Source organism: Serratia sp. CY83965 (assembly GCF_052166375.1).
GTDB lineage: Bacteria > Pseudomonadota > Gammaproteobacteria > Enterobacterales > Enterobacteriaceae > Serratia > Serratia marcescens.
The window spans coordinates 192,504-208,993 of sequence record NZ_JBJNOV010000008.1 but is presented as its reverse complement, the minus strand read 5'-3'; the positions used below and the strand labels follow the sequence as shown (position 1 = coordinate 208,993).

The window sequence follows — 16,490 nt, the reverse complement described above, 5'->3', positions numbered from 1 at the left end:
GTGCTAAAACGGACGGTGCGGACCCGTAAAAAACCGATTCCGTGAGCTTAGACATAAATAATGGCGACCGCCGAACCTATTTTTGCAGCAAGGTTATACCGGAGTTAAGTAAATGAAAAAAAGCTGGATATTTTTATTCGGTTTGGTTTGCGCAACCGTTGGCAGCGCGCAGGCGGAGCAGGTGGGCTCCGTTGATACGGTGTTTAAATTGTTGGGGCCGGACCACAAAATCGTGGTGGAAGCGTTCGACGATCCGGATGTTAAAAATGTAACTTGTTATATCAGCCGCGCCAAAACCGGCGGCATCAAAGGCGGCCTGGGGCTGGCGGAGGATACCGCCGACGCGGCCATTTCCTGCCAACAGGTGGGGCCTATCGAGCTGAGCGACAAGATCAAAAACGGCAAGGCGGAAGGCGATGTGGTGTTCCAGAAACGCACCTCGCTGGTGTTCAAGAAGTTGCAGGTGGTGCGCTTCTATGACGCCAAGCGCAATTCGTTGATTTACCTGAGCTACTCCGACAAGGTGATCGACGGTTCGCCGAAGAACGCGTTGAGCGCGGTGCCGATCATGCCGTGGGCTGAGACGAAATAAAAAAACGGGGTTCAGCATGCTGAACCCCGTTTTCATGACGGCAGGCCGGAATTACTCTTCCAGATCGCCGCAGAAGCGGTAGCCTTCGCCGTGAATGGTGGCGATGATTTCCGGCGTGTCCGGCGTCGATTCGAAGTGTTTGCGAATGCGACGGATGGTGACGTCCACGGTGCGGTCATGCGGCTTCAGCTCGCGGCCGGTCATTTTCTTCAGCAGTTCGCCGCGCGACTGGATCTTGCCCGGGTTTTCGCAGAAGTGCAGCATGGCGCGGAATTCGCTGCGCGGCAGCTTGTACTGTTCGCCGGCCGGGCTGATCAAAGAACGGCTGTTGATGTCCAGCTCCCACCCATTGAACTTGTAGCTCTCGACCAGGCGGCGCTCTTCGCCCAGGCTGCCCAGGTTCATGGTGCGCGACAGCAGGTTGCGCGCGCGGATGGTCAGCTCACGCGGGTTGAACGGCTTGGTGATGTAATCGTCGGCGCCAATTTCCAGGCCGAGGATTTTGTCCACTTCGTTATCGCGACCGGTCAGGAACATCAAGGCGACGCTGGCCTGTTCACGCAGTTCGCGCGCCAACAGCAGGCCGTTTTTGCCTGGCAGGTTGATGTCCATGATGACCAGATTGATATCATTTTCAGACAGGATATTGTGCATCTCTGCACCATCATTGGCTTCATGAACAATGTAGCCTTCCGCCTCGAAAATGCTCTTCAGGGTGTTACGAGTGACTAACTCGTCTTCGACAATCAGAATGTGCGGGGTCTGCATATTTGCTACCTAAAATTGCCAACAAAATAGAAAATCGGAAGTACAGAAGTCTTTGTTTTCTTAGAGGAGGGCAGAGATAGCGCCACGTTCCCTCTCAGCAAATGACTAAAGTACGTAAACTCGTTCTTGATGCACTTTCCATCTCATGTCAACAAGATCGCTAGCCTGGTGGGGATGCTGTTCCCTACAACCCCTGGGGTGCCGAAACGGCGCATATCCTAACCCCATTAACAGCAATATAACAGCGCGTGCCGAATTCATCACCCAACAAAACTACGCTTTGTTGACATATATCAAATTCAATTGTAGCACGTTAACAGATTTGTGAAAAACACTTACAGAAATGCCAGTTTAAGTCACAGAACCTCAAATTCTGTGAACGATTCAGCATTATCCGGCCCGATAGGATACAATTATTCGCTTATTGATCATCGCGTTGTTTTAACTTATTGATAAATAAACGCAGTAAAACATAAGCGCGAATAATGACTATTACGATGGGTTTATTAGCTCAACGAGTCGTTTAATCTTGTTTGTTGCTATTAACGCGTTTATTGTTACGTAATTGTAAATATAAGCGGGCGCTGCGCCATCGTCAAAAACGCAGGCCCGCCTTCGGTGGAAGAGTGATGCAGCTTCATATTGTTTTAGTGGCTCCGGCGCGGCCGGAAAATGTTGGCGCGGCGGCGCGCGCGATGAAAACCATGGGCTTCACGTCGTTGCGCATCGTCGACAGCGAGGCGCACCTGCAGCCGGCGGCGCGCTGGGTGGCGCACGGTGCCGGCGAGATCCTCGACGGCGTGCAAACGTTCGCCACGCTAGAGCAGGCGCTGGCGGGCGTGGATTTTACCGTCGCCACCACCGCCCGCAGCCGCGCGCGCTTTCACTACTACTGTACGCCACCCGAACTGCTGGAACAGCTGAGCGAGCGTAAGCAGTGGGTCGGCCAGGCCGCGCTGGTGTTCGGCCGCGAAGATTCCGGCTTGACCAACGAAGAGCTGGCGTTGGCGGACTTGCTGACCGGCGTGCCGATGCAGGCGGACTATCCGTCGCTTAACCTGGGCCAGGCGGTGATGGTGTACTGCTACCAGCTGGCTAGCCTGATGGGTGTCAATACGCCACAGGAAACGGCGGCGTCGGAAGGGCAGCTTAAGGCGCTGCGCCGCCGCGCCGATGCCTTGTTGAGCGCATTGGATGTCGGCGATGACCAAAAATTGCGCGACTGGCTGCACCAGCGCCTCGGCGCGCTGCAACAGCGAGATACGGCGATGCTGCATACGCTGCTGCACGACATCGAAAAAAAACTCGCCAAGTGATAGCGGCTCCATCAGACGGTTACCCAGCGTGATCCACTAGTAAATCGGCTTTAAGTTGTTTTTTTGTTCTGTCATTTTGCTTTTCACCTGTTGCATCGCGCATTACCGCCGCTGAACGGAAAATAAGCAAAAAAAAGAAATAGTTTGACTTGGGATAGCGATTGCTTTAACCAATAGAGGGGACAGAGTATTTCATGAGACAGACAGACAACATGCGCAACATCAGCCTGAAAACCACAATTATTACCACCACCGATACCACAGGTAACGGGGCGGGCTGACGCGCACAGGAAACACAGAAAAAAGCCCGCACCTAATCAGTGCGGGCTTTTTTTTCGGCTTAAATTCGGAGAGATCACACATGCGAGTGCTGAAATTTGGCGGAACCTCGGTGGCGAATGCAGAACGTTTTCTGCGCGTCGCCGACATCATGGAGAGTAATGCGCGTCAAGGGCAGGTAGCCACGGTCTTGTCCGCCCCCGCAAAGATCACCAACCATCTGGTGGCGATGATCGACAAAACGGTGGCGGGCCAGGACATTCTGCCGAATATCAGCGACGCCGAGCGGATCTTTGCCGACCTGCTGAGCGGGCTGGCGCAGGCGCTGCCGGGCTTTGAATACGATCGCCTGAAAGGCGTGGTCGATCAGGAATTCGCGCAGCTCAAACAGGTGCTGCACGGCGTCTCGCTGCTGGGGCAGTGCCCGGACAGCGTGAACGCGGCGATCATCTGCCGCGGCGAAAAACTCTCCATCGCCATCATGGAAGGGGTGTTCCGCGCCAAGGGCTACCCGGTCACGGTGATCAATCCGGTGGAGAAACTGCTGGCGCAGGGCCACTACCTGGAGTCTACCGTGGATATCGCCGAGTCCACGCTGCGCATCGCCGCAGCGGCGATCCCGGCCGACCACATCGTGCTGATGGCCGGTTTCACCGCCGGTAACGATAAGGGTGAGCTGGTGGTGCTGGGCCGCAACGGCTCCGACTATTCCGCCGCGGTGCTGGCCGCCTGCCTGCGCGCCGACTGTTGCGAAATCTGGACCGACGTCGACGGCGTATATACCTGCGATCCGCGCACCGTGCCGGACGCCAGGCTGCTGAAATCGATGTCGTACCAAGAGGCGATGGAGCTTTCCTATTTCGGCGCCAAAGTGCTGCACCCTCGCACCATCACGCCGATTGCCCAGTTCCAAATCCCTTGCCTGATTAAAAACACCTCTAACCCGCAAGCCCCCGGCACGCTGATCGGCAAAGACAGCACCGATGACGCAATGCCGGTGAAAGGCATCACCAACCTGAACAATATGGCGATGATCAACGTCTCCGGCCCGGGCATGAAAGGCATGGTCGGCATGGCCGCGCGGGTGTTCGCCGTGATGTCGCGCGCCGGCATTTCGGTGGTGCTGATCACCCAATCCTCTTCCGAATACAGCATCAGCTTCTGCGTGCCGCAGGGCGAACTGCAGCGCGCCCGCCGCGCGCTGGAGGAGGAGTTCTATCTGGAATTGAAAGACGGCGTTCTGGATCCGCTGGACGTCATGGAGCGCCTGGCGATCATCTCGGTGGTCGGCGACGGCATGCGCACCCTGCGTGGCATTTCCGCGCGCTTCTTCTCCGCGCTGGCGCGCGCCAACATCAATATCGTCGCCATCGCCCAGGGCTCTTCCGAACGTTCAATCTCGGTGGTGGTCAGCAATGACTCCGCTACCACCGGCGTGCGCGTCAGCCACCAGATGTTGTTCAACACCGATCAGGTGATCGAAGTGTTCGTCATCGGCGTCGGCGGCGTCGGCGGGGCGCTGATCGAGCAGATCTACCGCCAGCAGCCGTGGCTGAAACAAAAACATATCGATCTGCGGGTGTGCGGCATCGCCAACTCGCGCGTGATGCTGACCAACGTGCATGGCATCGCGTTGGACAGCTGGCGCGACGAGCTGGCCGGCGCGCAGGAGCCGTTCAATCTCGGCCGCCTGATCCGGCTGGTGAAGGAGTATCACCTGCTGAACCCGGTGATCGTCGACTGTACCTCTAGCCAGGCGGTGGCCGATCAATATGTGGACTTCCTGGCGGACGGCTTCCATGTGGTAACGCCGAACAAAAAGGCCAACACCTCGTCGATGAACTATTATCAGCAACTGCGCGCGGCCGCCGCCGGTTCGCACCGCAAGTTCCTGTACGACACCAACGTCGGCGCCGGTTTGCCGGTGATTGAGAACCTGCAAAACCTGCTGAACGCCGGCGATGAGCTGGTGCGCTTCTCCGGCATCCTGTCCGGCTCGCTGTCCTTTATCTTCGGCAAGCTGGACGAAGGGCTGTCGCTGTCGGCGGCGACCCTGCAGGCCAGAGCCAATGGCTACACCGAGCCGGATCCGCGCGACGATCTGTCCGGTATGGACGTGGCGCGCAAGCTGCTGATCCTGGCGCGCGAGGCCGGTTACAAGCTGGAGCTGAGCGATATCGAGGTCGAGCCGGTGCTGCCGCCGTCCTTCGACGCGTCGGGCGACGTGGACCATTTCCTGGCGCGGCTGCCGGAACTGGATAAAGAGTTCGCGCGCAACGTGGCCAATGCCGCCGAGCAAGGCAAGGTGCTGCGCTATGTCGGTCTGATCGACGAAGGGCGCTGTAAGGTGCGCATCGAGGCGGTGGACGGCAACGATCCGTTGTATAAAGTGAAGAACGGCGAGAACGCGCTGGCCTTCTACAGCCGTTATTATCAGCCGCTGCCGCTGGTGCTGCGCGGCTACGGCGCCGGTAACGATGTGACCGCAGCGGGCGTGTTCGCCGATCTGCTGCGCACACTGTCATGGAAGTTGGGAGTTTAATATGGTTAAGGTGTATGCACCGGCCTCGATCGGTAACGTTAGCGTCGGTTTCGATGTGCTGGGCGCGGCGGTTTCGCCGATCGACGGCACGCTGCTGGGCGACTGCGTCAGCGTGGAAGCCGCCGAGACGTTCAGTTTGCAGAATGCCGGGCGCTTTGTCAGCAAGCTGCCGGCCGAGCCGAAAGAGAACATCGTTTATCAATGCTGGGAGCGTTTCTGCCAGGAGATCGGCCGCGAAGTGCCGGTAGCGATGCGGCTGGAAAAGAACATGCCGATCGGATCGGGGCTGGGCTCCAGCGCTTGTTCGGTGGTGGCCGGGCTGATGGCGATGAACGAATTTTGCGATCGCCCGCTGGATAAGACGACGCTGCTCGGCCTGATGGGCGAGCTGGAAGGCCGCATTTCCGGCAGCGTGCATTACGACAACGTGGCGCCCTGCTATCTGGGCGGCCTGCAGCTGATGCTGGAAGAGGAAGGCATTATCAGCCAGGAGGTGCCGTGCTTCGACGATTGGCTGTGGGTCATGGCCTATCCGGGCATCAAGGTCTCCACCGCCGAAGCGCGCGCCATTTTACCCGCGCAATACCGTCGTCAGGATTGCATCAGTCACGGCCGCTATCTGGCCGGCTTTATTCATGCCTGCCATACCCGGCAGCCGCAGTTGGCCGCCAAATTGATGCAGGACGTGATCGCAGAACCGTACCGCACTCGTCTGCTGCCGGGCTTCGCCGAAGCGCGCAAGGCGGCGCAGGACATCGGCGCGTTGGCCTGCGGGATCTCCGGCTCCGGCCCGACGCTGTTCGCCGTCTGCAATGACGGCGCCACCGCGCAGCGCATGGCCGCCTGGCTGCAACAACACTATCTGCAAAACGACGAAGGTTTTGTTCATATTTGCCGTCTGGATACCGCAGGCGCTCGACTACTGGGATAACGCATGAAACTGTACAACCTTAAGGATCACAACGAGCAGGTCAGCTTCGCGCAGGCGATCAAACAAGGCCTAGGCAAGCAGCAGGGGCTGTTCTTCCCGCTGGAGCTGCCGGCGTTCGAACTGACCGAGATCGACCACCTGCTGGAGCAGGACTTTGTCACCCGCAGCAGCCATATTCTGTCGGCCTTTATCGGCGAAGAGGTGCCGGAGGCGGCGCTGAAGAAACGCGTGCAGGCCGCCTTTGAGTTCCCGGCGCCGGTGGCGAAAGTGACGGAAGACGTCTCCTGCCTGGAGCTGTTCCACGGCCCGACGCTGGCGTTCAAAGACTTTGGCGGCCGCTTTATGGCGCAGATGCTGGCGGAAGTGGCCGGCGATCAGCCGGTGACCATTTTGACCGCCACCTCCGGCGACACCGGCGCCGCCGTGGCGCACGCCTTCTACGGCCTGAAAAACGTCCGGGTGGTGATCCTCTACCCGCAGGGCAAAATCAGCCCGTTGCAGGAGAAACTGTTCTGCACCCTGGGCGGCAACATTCACACCGTGGCGATCGACGGCGACTTCGACGCCTGTCAGGCGCTGGTGAAGCAGGCGTTTGACGATCAGGAATTGAAAGATGCGCTGCACCTGAACTCGGCCAACTCGATCAACATCAGCCGTTTGCTGGCGCAGATCTGTTACTACTTCGAAGCGGTGGCGCAGCTGCCGCAGGAAGCGCGCAATCAGCTGGTGATTTCGGTGCCGAGCGGCAACTTCGGCGATCTGACCGCCGGGCTGCTGGCCAAGTCGCTGGGTCTGCCGGTGAAGCGCTTCATCGCCGCCACCAACGCCAACGATACCGTGCCGCGCTTCCTGACCAGCGGCCAGTGGCAGCCGCACGCCACGGTCGCGACGCTGTCCAACGCCATGGACGTCAGCCAGCCAAACAACTGGCCGCGTGTGGAAGAGCTGTTCCGTCGTAAGGTCTGGCAGCTGAAAGAGCTGGGCCACGCGGCGGTCAGCGATGAGACCACCAGGGAAACGATGCGTGAGCTGGCCGAACTGGGCTATGTCTCCGAACCGCACGCGGCCATCGCCTACCGCGCGCTGCGCGATCAGCTGCAGGAAGGGGAGTTTGGTCTGTTCCTTGGCACCGCGCATCCGGCCAAGTTTAAAGAGAGCGTGGAAGCGATCCTCGGCCAGGAACTGCCGTTGCCGAAAGCGCTGGCGTTGCGGGCCGAACTGCCGCTGTTGTCGCACACGCTGCCGGCCAGTTTCGGCGAGCTGCGCACGTTCCTGATGGCACTTCCGGCCTGAAATTCGGCAGGTTAGAATGCGAAAAGCCGTCTTGCGACGGCTTTTTTTATGCCTGCTCCGGGCGCTTGAACACCAGTTCATTGCCCTGCGAGGCGGCTTCGTCGAAGGCGTAGCCTTCCAGGTTGAAGTCCACCAACTGCTCGCTGCGCGTCAGGCGGTTCTTGATGATAAAGCGGCTCATCAACCCGCGCGCTTTCTTGGCGTAGAAGCTGATGACCTTGAACTTGCCGTTCTTCTCGTCGAGGAACACCGGTTTGATCAGCGAGCCGCGCAGCTTGGCCGGCTTCACCGCTTTGAAATACTCGTCGGACGCCAGGTTGACCACCACGTCGTCGCCCTGTTGCTCCAGCGCTTCGTTGAGCTTTTTGGTGATCTGATCGCCCCAGAAGCTGTACAGATCTTTGCCCTTCGGGTTTTCCAGCTTGATGCCCATCTCCAGCCGATACGGCATCATCAGATCGAGCGGGCGCAGCACCCCATACAGGCCGGACAGCATGCGCAGATGCTGTTGGGCGAAGTCGAAATCGGCTTCGCTGAAATCCTGCGCCTGCAGGCCGGTGTAAACGTCGCCCTTGAACGCCAGCAACGCCTGACGGGCGTTGTCCGGGGTAAATGCCGGCTGCCACTCGCTAAAGCGCGCGGCGTTCAGGCCGGCCAGCTTGTCGCTGATGCTCATCAGGCTGGCGATTTGCGCCGGCGTCAGCTTGCGGCAAATGTTGATAAGCCGCTGAGACTTGTCCAGCAGTTCGGGTTGCGTGAAGCGTTTTGTCGCCAGCGGGCTGTCGTAATCGAGCGTTTTTGCAGGGGAAATAATAACGAGCATGGCCAGATCCTGTTTATCCAAGTGCGGGTACTGTAGCAAAAAGCGCAGGAAAAAGCGGCAATCGGTCCAATAGGCGGGGCGCGCATCGCACGCGCCCCGGAAAACTCAGCGCGGCGGCTTTTGATCGTCCCACACGCCCGGCTCCAGCTGCGATTTCAGCTCCGGGAATCGGGTGGCGTCGAAGGTTGGTAGCTTGCCCAGGCGGCGCTGGCGATGGTAGTCGTCGGCCAGTTTCAGCGCCACCCGCGACAGCAGCAGGATCGCCGTCAGGTTGGTGATCGCCATTAGCGCCATGGAGGTATCCGCCATTTTCCACACCAGCGGCAGCTCCGCCAGCGCGCCGAACATCACCATGCCCAGCGCCACACAGCGGAAAATCAGCAGGCCGCCCGGATGATTGTGTTCGAGGAACACCAGGTTGCTTTCGGCATAGGCGTAGTTGGCGATGATCGAGGTAAAGGCGAAGAAGAAGATGGCGATGGCGACGAACGGCGTTCCCCAACTGCCGACGGCGGTCGACAGCGCGCGCTGGGTCAGATCGATGCCGCTGATGCTGTCGGTCGGCTGATCGAGAATGCCGGAGGAGAGGATGATCGCCGCGGTGGCGCTGCAGATGACGATGGTGTCGATAAATACCCCGAGCATTTGCACGTAGCCCTGCGAAGCGGGATGCGGCGGATAAGGCGAGGCGGACGCCGCCGCGTTGGGCGCCGATCCCATGCCGGCTTCGTTGGAGAACAGGCCGCGCTGCACGCCCTGGGTCATCGCCTGGGAGATGCCGTAACCGACGGCGCCGGCCGCGGCTTCCTGCAGGCCGAAGGCGCTTTTGAAGATCAGCGCCAGGATCGCCGGCATGTGTTCGATGTTATGGCCAATCACCCAGAGGGCCAGCAACAGGTAGGCGCCGGCCATCAGCGGCACCACCAGCTCGGCCACTTTGGCGATGGAACGGATGCCGCCGAAGATCACCACGCCGCTCAGCAGCACCAGACCGATGCCGACGTGCAGCGGTTGCAAATGGAAGGCGACGGCGGAGGCTTGCGCGATGGAGTTGGCCTGCACGGCGTTGAATACCAGACCGAACGCGATGATCAGGAAGATCGAGAACAGCACGCCCATCCAGCGCATGCCGAGGCCTTTTTCCATGTAATAGGCCGGGCCACCGCGGTAGTTGCCGTTGTCGTCTTTGGTTTTATAGAGCTGAGCCAGCGAGCTTTCCACAAATGAGGTGGCCATGCCGATAAACGCCACCACCCACATCCAGAAGATGGCACCGGGGCCGCCGGCGGTCAGGGCGATGGCGACGCCGGTCAGGTTGCCGGTGCCGACGCGCGCCGCCAGCGTGGTGCACAGCGCCTGGAAAGAGGAGATGCCAGCGCTGTCGCTTTTATTGCTGTTTTTCAACACCGAGAACATGTGGCTGAAGTGGCGAAGCTGGATAAAGCGGGTACGCAACGTGAAGTAGATGCCGGTGCCGAGCAGCAGATAAATCAGCACTGACCCCCACAAAATGTTGTTTATAAAATTCATCAGGTCCGTCAAGGGATCCCTCCTCTTATCGAAATGTCATGCGCACCTTGCAGCATCCACCGCAGGTGAAAAACATTGGCCTATTTTTTACAAGAGCTTAGCTGGAATCTGTCCGGCGTCAGTCGATTAAGATTTTTCGCAGATTAGCGGACGAATTGCATCAATTTTTTCGAATTTAACATAATTTATTCGGGCGATAGCACGTTATTGCCTTTCCATCCGCTCGGTAATGGCGAAAGATATCGGCGTAAACGGTTGCTCGCCCAAGGATAAAACAGATGCTTGCGCGCCGCGGTTTTCCAGCCTTGCGCCGGGCTTGGCGCATGTTATTATCAGGGCAGGGCATGGTTGAACAATGCCAAAAGTTCATGCACAAACGATGAGATAATGCCAACATGACCGACAAATTAACTTCCCTGCGCCAACTGACTACAGTGGTTGCAGATACGGGTGATATCGCGGCAATGAAGCTGTATCAACCGCAGGACGCCACAACCAACCCTTCGCTGATCCTCAATGCAGCCCAAATTCCTGAATACCGCAAACTGATTGACGAAGCCATTGCCTGGGCGCGCGGCCAGAGCAGCGATCGCGAGCAGCAGATCGCCGACGCCGCCGACAAGCTGGCAGTCAACATCGGTCTGGAGATCCTCAAACTGGTTCCAGGCCGCATCTCCACCGAGGTTGACGCGCGTCTGTCTTACGACACCGTTGCCAGCGTGGCCAAGGCCAAGCGCCTGATCAAGCTGTACAACGAAGCCGGCATCAGCAACGATCGCATTCTGATTAAACTGGCCTCGACCTGGCAGGGCATCCGCGCGGCGGAGCAGCTGGAGAAAGAAGGCATCAACTGTAACCTGACGCTGCTGTTCTCCTTCGCTCAGGCTCGCGCCTGTGCCGAAGCCGGCGTTTACCTGATCTCGCCGTTCGTCGGCCGTATCCTCGACTGGTACAAAGCTAACGGCGACAAGAAAGAGTTCGCTCCGCACGAAGATCCGGGCGTGATCTCCGTGACCGAAATTTACCAGTATTACAAACAGCACGGCTACAACACCGTGGTGATGGGCGCCAGCTTCCGCAACGTCGGCGAAATCATCGAACTGGCCGGCTGCGACCGCCTGACCATCGCGCCTGCGCTGCTGAAAGAGCTGGCGGAGAGCGAAGGCGCGCTGGAGCGCAAACTGTCTTATACCGGTGAAGTGAAGGCGCGTCCTGCCGCACTGACCGAACCTGAGTTCTACTGGCAGCACAACCAGGATCCGATGGCGGTTGAGAAACTGACCGACGGCATCCGCAAATTCGCCGTAGATCAGGGTAAACTGGAAAAAATGATCGCCGACCTGCTGTAATTCCGGCAGATCGCGCAGTAAAAAGGTGGCTCAGGCCACCTTTTTTTATGCCCGACGCTCCCGTCGGCGGGGGAAGCCCTTATACTCTCGGCAATGACAACAGAACGGGAGACGAACCCGTTCGGACCCCATCAGGCTGTAGAGGTTACGCATGGATATTTTACGTATTGGTTTGGTTTCCGTTTCCGACCGCGCGTCCGGCGGCGTTTATCAGGATAAAGGCATTCCGGCGCTGGAGGAGTGGCTGGCCGGCGCGCTGGCGACGCCCTTCAAGCTGGAAACCCGGCTGATCCCCGATGAGCAGACGCAAATTGAACAGACGCTGTGCGAGCTGGTGGACGAAATGGGCTGCCATCTGGTGCTGACCACCGGCGGCACCGGGCCGGCGCGTCGCGACGTCACCCCCGACGCCACGCTGGCGATCGCCGATCGCGTGATGCCCGGCTTCGGCGAGCAAATGCGTCAGATCAGCCTACACTATGTGCCAACGGCAATTCTTTCTCGCCAGGTGGGGGCGATCCGCAAACAGGCGCTGATCATCAACTTGCCCGGCCAACCGAAGTCGATCAAGGAAACGCTGGAAGGGGTAAAGGATGAGCAGGGCAATGCGGTGGTGCATGGCATCTTCGCCAGCGTGCCTTATTGCATTCAACTGCTCGACGGGCCTTACGTCGAAACGCACGCCGCGGTGGTAGCAGCATTTCGGCCAAAGAGCGCGCGTCGCGAGATAAACCTCTAAATTTCAGCGTTCTGCGAGATCGGCTTCAGCCCGTCTGGTGTGAAAATAATTTGCCGTTATAGTAAGGATTCTTTTACAGAAAGCCTGCGGCTTTTATTTTTACAGCCTTTACCGACGGTGCCCTATGCCTCACGACAATAATCGCCGGCTGAACCGGCAAGACTACAAAACGCTGACGTTGGCCGCGTTGGGCGGCGCGCTGGAGTTTTACGACTTCATCATCTTCGTGTTCTTCGCCGCCGTGGTCGGCGATCTGTTCTTCCCGGCTGACATGCCGGAGTGGCTGCGGCTGGTGCAAACCTTCGGCATCTTCGCCGCCGGCTATCTTGCCCGCCCGCTGGGCGGCATCGTGATGGCGCACTTCGGCGATCTGGTCGGCCGCAAAAAGATGTTTACCCTGAGTATTCTGCTGATGGCGTTGCCGACGCTGGCGATGGGTCTGCTGCCGACCTACGCCAGCATCGGCATCGCCGCGCCGCTGCTGCTGCTGCTGATGCGCGTGTTGCAGGGCGCGGCGATCGGCGGTGAGGTGCCGGGCGCCTGGGTCTTCGTCGCCGAACACGTGCCGCGCCGGCGCATCGGCTTCGCCTGCGGCACGCTGACCGCCGGGCTGACGGTGGGCATCTTGTTGGGCTCGGTGGTGGCGACGGTGATCAACACCACGCTCAGCCCGCAGAGCATCGCCGGCGGCGGCTGGCGCATTCCTTTCCTGTTGGGCGGCATGTTCGGCCTGGTGGCGATGTACTTGCGCCGTTGGCTGCAGGAGACGCCGATCTTTATCGAGATGCAGGCGCGTAAAGCGCTGGCCGAGGAGCTGCCGCTGAAATCGGTGGTGATCAACCACAAACGGGAAGTGGCGGTGTCGATGCTGCTGACCTGGCTGCTCTCCGCCGGCATCGTGGTGGTGATCCTGATGACCCCGACCTATCTGCAAAAGCAGTTCGCCATCGCACCGGCCTTGACGCTGCAGGCCAACAGCATCGCCACCATCATGTTGATCGCCGGCTGCATCGTCGCCGGTTTGTCGGCCGATCGCTTCGGCGCCAGCAAAACGCTGGTGGTCGGCAGTGTGCTGCTGGCCGGCTGCAGCTGGCTGTTCTATCAAACGGTGGGCGTGCGCCCGGAAATGTTGTTCGCCTGCTATGCGCTAGTGGGCTTCAGCGTAGGCGTGGTGGGGGCCGTGCCGTATGTGATGGTGCGGGCCTTCCCGGCGGAAGTGCGGTTTACCGGCATCTCGTTCTCATATAACGTCTCGTACGCTATTTTTGGCGGTTTAACCCCTATTTTTGTGACGCTGATCATGAAATTAACCCCGTTAGCGCCCGCTTACTATGTGCTGGCGCTGTCGCTCATCGGGCTGCTGCTCGGCGTCTACCTGCATCGCGACCTGAACAGCGAAGCCGGCGAGCGGCGAGCCGACTCCTACAGCTAAAAAAAAAGCCCTGCACTGCAGGGCTTTTTCGTCAGGGGAGGGCGATTACGCCGCGACCGGCGATGCCGCGACGCGGGCCGGGGCCGGTTCGCCAATCGGCAGCACGGTGCGGCCGTATTGCTCGTTGAGCACTTCGGCCATCGCCAGGTAGATGGCGCTGGCGCCGCAGATGATGCCCTCATAACCGGCGAAGGTCAGCAGCGCGTGGTTGCCGGTGATGTTGCCGATGGCCAGCAGGGCGAACAGCAGCGTCAGGCTGGCGAACACGAACTGCAGCACGCGGTTGGCGCCCAGGGTGCCGAAGAACATGAACAGGGTGAAGATGCCCCACAGCGCCAGGTAGATGCCCAGCACGTGCGCCTCGGTGGCTTCAGCCAGGCCCAGACGCGGCAGCAGCAGCAGGCCGACCAGGCTCAGCCAGAAGCTGCCGTAGGCGGTGAACGCCGTCATGCCGAAGGTGTTGCCCTTCTTGTACTCCAGCAGACCGGCCAAGATCTGGGCCAGGCCACCGAAGAAAATCCCCATGCTGATGATGGCGGAGTTCAGTGGGAAAAAGCCCGCGTTGTGCAGGTTCAGCAAGACGGTGGTCATCCCGAAGCCCATCAGGCCGAGAGGGCCGGGATTCGCCAACTTGTTGGTGTGCATAAGTCCTCTGCGATAACAGAAAATTAACGGAAACAGCGAAGTAAAATCATAAATGGTCTGAATGGCCAAAAAATCGAAGTTTTCCACCAGAGCGCGCGCATCATAATGATCCCCGCAGCCGGAAACAATGATCTGAATGACGATAAAAAAAGAAATTTTTTTCGCCTTGCCCCTTGATGCCGGACTGGATGGCCCCATCTTATTTGCAACCGCAGCTGCTAACCGCGGGTCGCACTGAGATATCGGGCAGTTGAAAAGCAAAAAATCGCCCGCATATAGGTTAGCAACCTGACTGATTATGAATTTTTTAGTGGAGACGTTTAGATGGGCAAAATTATTGGTATCGACCTGGGTACTACCAACTCTTGCGTAGCAATTATGGATGGTGCCAAGGCACGCGTGCTGGAAAACGCCGAGGGCGACCGCACCACTCCTTCTATTATCGCATATACCCAGGACGGTGAAACTCTGGTTGGCCAGCCGGCTAAGCGTCAGGCAGTGACCAACCCTGAAAACACCCTGTTCGCCATCAAGCGCCTGATCGGTCGCCGCTTCCAGGATGAAGAAGCGCAGCGCGACAAAGCGATCATGCCGTACAAAATCGTCGAAGCCGACAACGGCGACGCCTGGCTGGAAGTGAAAGGCCAGAAAATGGCTCCGCCGCAGATCTCTGCGGAAGTGCTGAAAAAAATGAAGAAAACGGCGGAAGATTACCTGGGCGAACCGGTAACTGAAGCGGTTATCACCGTACCGGCTTACTTCAACGACGCCCAGCGTCAGGCGACCAAAGACGCCGGCCGCATCGCGGGTCTGGAAGTCAAACGCATCATCAACGAACCGACTGCGGCGGCTCTGGCCTACGGCCTGGACAAAGAAGTCGGCAACCGCACCATCGCGGTTTATGACCTGGGCGGCGGTACTTTCGATATCTCCATCATCGAAATCGACGACGTTGACGGCGAAAAAACCTTTGAAGTGCTGGCGACCAACGGTGACACCCACCTGGGTGGCGAAGACTTCGACAGCCGTCTGATCAACTACCTGGTGGAAGAGTTCAAGAAAGATCAGGGTATCGATCTGCGCAACGATCCGCTGGCGATGCAGCGTCTGAAAGAAGCCGCTGAGAAAGCGAAGATTGAACTGTCTTCCGCTCAGCAGACCGACGTTAACCTGCCGTACATCACCGCAGACGCGACCGGTCCAAAACACATGAACATCAAAGTGACTCGCGCCAAACTCGAGTCGCTGGTTGAAGATCTGGTTGCGCGCTCTATCGAACCGCTGAAAGTGGCGCTGAAAGACGCAGGCCTGTCGGTTTCCGACATTCAGGACGTGATCCTGGTGGGCGGCCAGACCCGTATGCCAATGGTGCAGAAGAAAGTCGCAGACTTCTTCGGCAAAGAACCGCGTAAAGACGTGAACCCGGACGAAGCGGTTGCCGTGGGCGCTGCGGTACAGGGCGGCGTGTTGGCCGGTGATGTGAAGGACGTTCTGCTGCTGGACGTGACCCCGCTGTCGCTGGGTATCGAAACCATGGGCAGCGTGATGACGCCGCTGATCACCAAAAACACCACGATCCCGACCAAGCACAGCCAGGTGTTCTCTACCGCTGAAGACAACCAGTCTGCGGTAACCATCCATGTGCTGCAGGGTGAGCGTAAGCGCGCCAGCGATAACAAATCTCTGGGCCAGTTCAACCTCGACGGCATCCAGGCGGCGCCGCGCGGCATGGCGCAGATCGAAGTGACCTTCGATATCGATGCCGACGGCATCCTGCACGTGTCTGCCAAAGACAAGAACACCGGTCGTGAGCAGAAGATCACCATCAAGGCATCTTCTGGCCTGAACGAAGACGAAATCCAGAAAATGGTGCGCGACGCCGAGCTGAACGCTGAAGCCGACCGCAAGTTCGAAGAGCTGGTACAGACGCGTAACCAGGCGGATCACCTGATCCACGGCACTCGCAAGCAGCTGGAAGAAGCGGGCGACAAACTGCCGGCGGAAGACAAAACGGCGATCGAAGCGGCGCTGAAGGATCTGGAAGCGGCGGTGAAAGGCGAAGATAAAGCCGAGATCGAAGCGAAGACTCAGGCGCTGGTGCAGGTTTCCGGCAAACTGCTGGAAATGGCTCAGGCGCAGCAGGCTCAGCAGGGTGCTGACGCCGGCGCGGACAACGCGGCGCAGAAAGACGACGACGTGGTTGACGCCGAGTTCGAAGAAGTTAAAGACAAAAAATAATCGCCCTTAAGCG

14 protein-coding genes and 1 other annotated feature are annotated in these 16,490 nt (G+C 58.9%); of the genes, 10 read left to right on the top strand and 4 right to left on the bottom strand.

The window, feature by feature from the left end; genetic code table 11:
• The first annotated feature begins 112 nt into the window (after positions 1-112).
• On the top strand, positions 113-592 hold the full coding sequence (creA, locus tag ACJ8PL_RS16240) for a protein CreA (RefSeq protein WP_004933005.1): 480 nt from the start codon (positions 113-115) through the stop codon (positions 590-592).
• A 51-nt stretch (positions 593-643) separates the two neighbouring features.
• Here the strand turns inward: creA and arcA are convergent, their stop codons facing one another.
• Complete coding sequence (gene arcA / locus ACJ8PL_RS16235; RefSeq protein WP_004933003.1) at positions 644-1,360, bottom strand: two-component system response regulator ArcA; 717 nt, start codon at positions 1,358-1,360, stop codon at positions 644-646.
• A gap of 629 nt (positions 1,361-1,989) precedes the next feature.
• Between arcA and ACJ8PL_RS16230 the strand changes: the two genes are divergently transcribed.
• The 5 genes from ACJ8PL_RS16230 (at position 1,990) to thrC (ending at position 7,721) form a co-directional block, all read left to right on the top strand.
• Entirely contained in the window at positions 1,990-2,676 is a 687-nt protein-coding gene (locus ACJ8PL_RS16230; RefSeq protein ID WP_016929150.1) for a tRNA/rRNA methyltransferase, read from the top strand.
• A 194-nt stretch (positions 2,677-2,870) separates the two neighbouring features.
• Entirely contained in the window at positions 2,871-2,957 is an 87-nt protein-coding gene (gene thrL / locus ACJ8PL_RS16225; RefSeq protein ID WP_071525951.1) for a thr operon leader peptide, read from the top strand.
• Positions 2,896-3,013 (top strand) — a sequence feature (Thr leader region). Its footprint overlaps the gene before it by 62 nt.
• Before the next feature lie 24 nt (positions 3,014-3,037).
• A complete protein-coding gene (gene thrA / locus ACJ8PL_RS16220) occupies positions 3,038-5,497 on the top strand; it encodes a bifunctional aspartate kinase/homoserine dehydrogenase I (protein ID WP_016929149.1) in 2,460 nt (819 codons plus the stop codon).
• A gap of 1 nt (position 5,498) precedes the next feature.
• The gene (gene thrB / locus ACJ8PL_RS16215; protein WP_016929148.1) at positions 5,499-6,428 is read left to right on the top strand and encodes a homoserine kinase; all 930 of its coding nucleotides are present in this window, start codon (positions 5,499-5,501) and stop codon (positions 6,426-6,428) included.
• A gap of 3 nt (positions 6,429-6,431) precedes the next feature.
• Positions 6,432-7,721: a threonine synthase gene (gene thrC / locus ACJ8PL_RS16210; protein ID WP_442531279.1), complete on the top strand. Its 1,290-nt coding sequence runs from the start codon at positions 6,432-6,434 to the stop codon at positions 7,719-7,721.
• Between the two features lie 46 nt (positions 7,722-7,767).
• Here thrC and yaaA read toward each other — a convergent pair whose 3' ends face one another.
• The gene (yaaA, locus tag ACJ8PL_RS16205; RefSeq protein ID WP_442531278.1) at positions 7,768-8,544 is read right to left on the bottom strand and encodes a peroxide stress protein YaaA; all 777 of its coding nucleotides are present in this window, start codon (positions 8,542-8,544) and stop codon (positions 7,768-7,770) included.
• A gap of 105 nt (positions 8,545-8,649) precedes the next feature.
• Entirely contained in the window at positions 8,650-10,086 is a 1,437-nt protein-coding gene (locus ACJ8PL_RS16200; RefSeq protein WP_016929145.1) for an alanine/glycine:cation symporter family protein, read from the bottom strand.
• A gap of 383 nt (positions 10,087-10,469) precedes the next feature.
• Here ACJ8PL_RS16200 and tal point away from each other — a divergent pair, with 383 nt between their 5' ends.
• The 3 genes from tal to ACJ8PL_RS16185 all read left to right on the top strand — a co-directional run bounded on the left by tal (position 10,470) and on the right by ACJ8PL_RS16185 (position 13,594).
• Positions 10,470-11,423, top strand: a complete 954-nt coding sequence (gene tal, locus ACJ8PL_RS16195) for a transaldolase (protein ID WP_004932982.1) — start codon at positions 10,470-10,472, stop codon at positions 11,421-11,423.
• Between the two features lie 151 nt (positions 11,424-11,574).
• Positions 11,575-12,162 carry a molybdopterin adenylyltransferase gene (gene mog, locus ACJ8PL_RS16190; RefSeq protein ID WP_015376607.1) on the top strand — a complete coding sequence of 196 codons (588 nt, stop codon included), beginning with the start codon at positions 11,575-11,577 and terminating at the stop codon, positions 12,160-12,162.
• Positions 12,163-12,286: 124 nt separating this feature from the next.
• Positions 12,287-13,594 (top strand): MFS transporter, encoded by a 1,308-nt coding sequence (locus tag ACJ8PL_RS16185; protein WP_079451079.1) that lies wholly within the window; start codon positions 12,287-12,289, stop codon positions 13,592-13,594.
• Between the two features lie 45 nt (positions 13,595-13,639).
• Here the strand turns inward: ACJ8PL_RS16185 and satP are convergent, their stop codons facing one another.
• Positions 13,640-14,239 (bottom strand): acetate uptake transporter, encoded by a 600-nt coding sequence (gene satP / locus ACJ8PL_RS16180; protein ID WP_139375481.1) that lies wholly within the window; start codon positions 14,237-14,239, stop codon positions 13,640-13,642.
• A gap of 324 nt (positions 14,240-14,563) precedes the next feature.
• Between satP and dnaK the strand changes: the two genes are divergently transcribed.
• Positions 14,564-16,477 (top strand): molecular chaperone DnaK, encoded by a 1,914-nt coding sequence (gene dnaK, locus ACJ8PL_RS16175; protein ID WP_004932972.1) that lies wholly within the window; start codon positions 14,564-14,566, stop codon positions 16,475-16,477.
• Positions 16,478-16,490 lie beyond the last annotated feature (13 nt).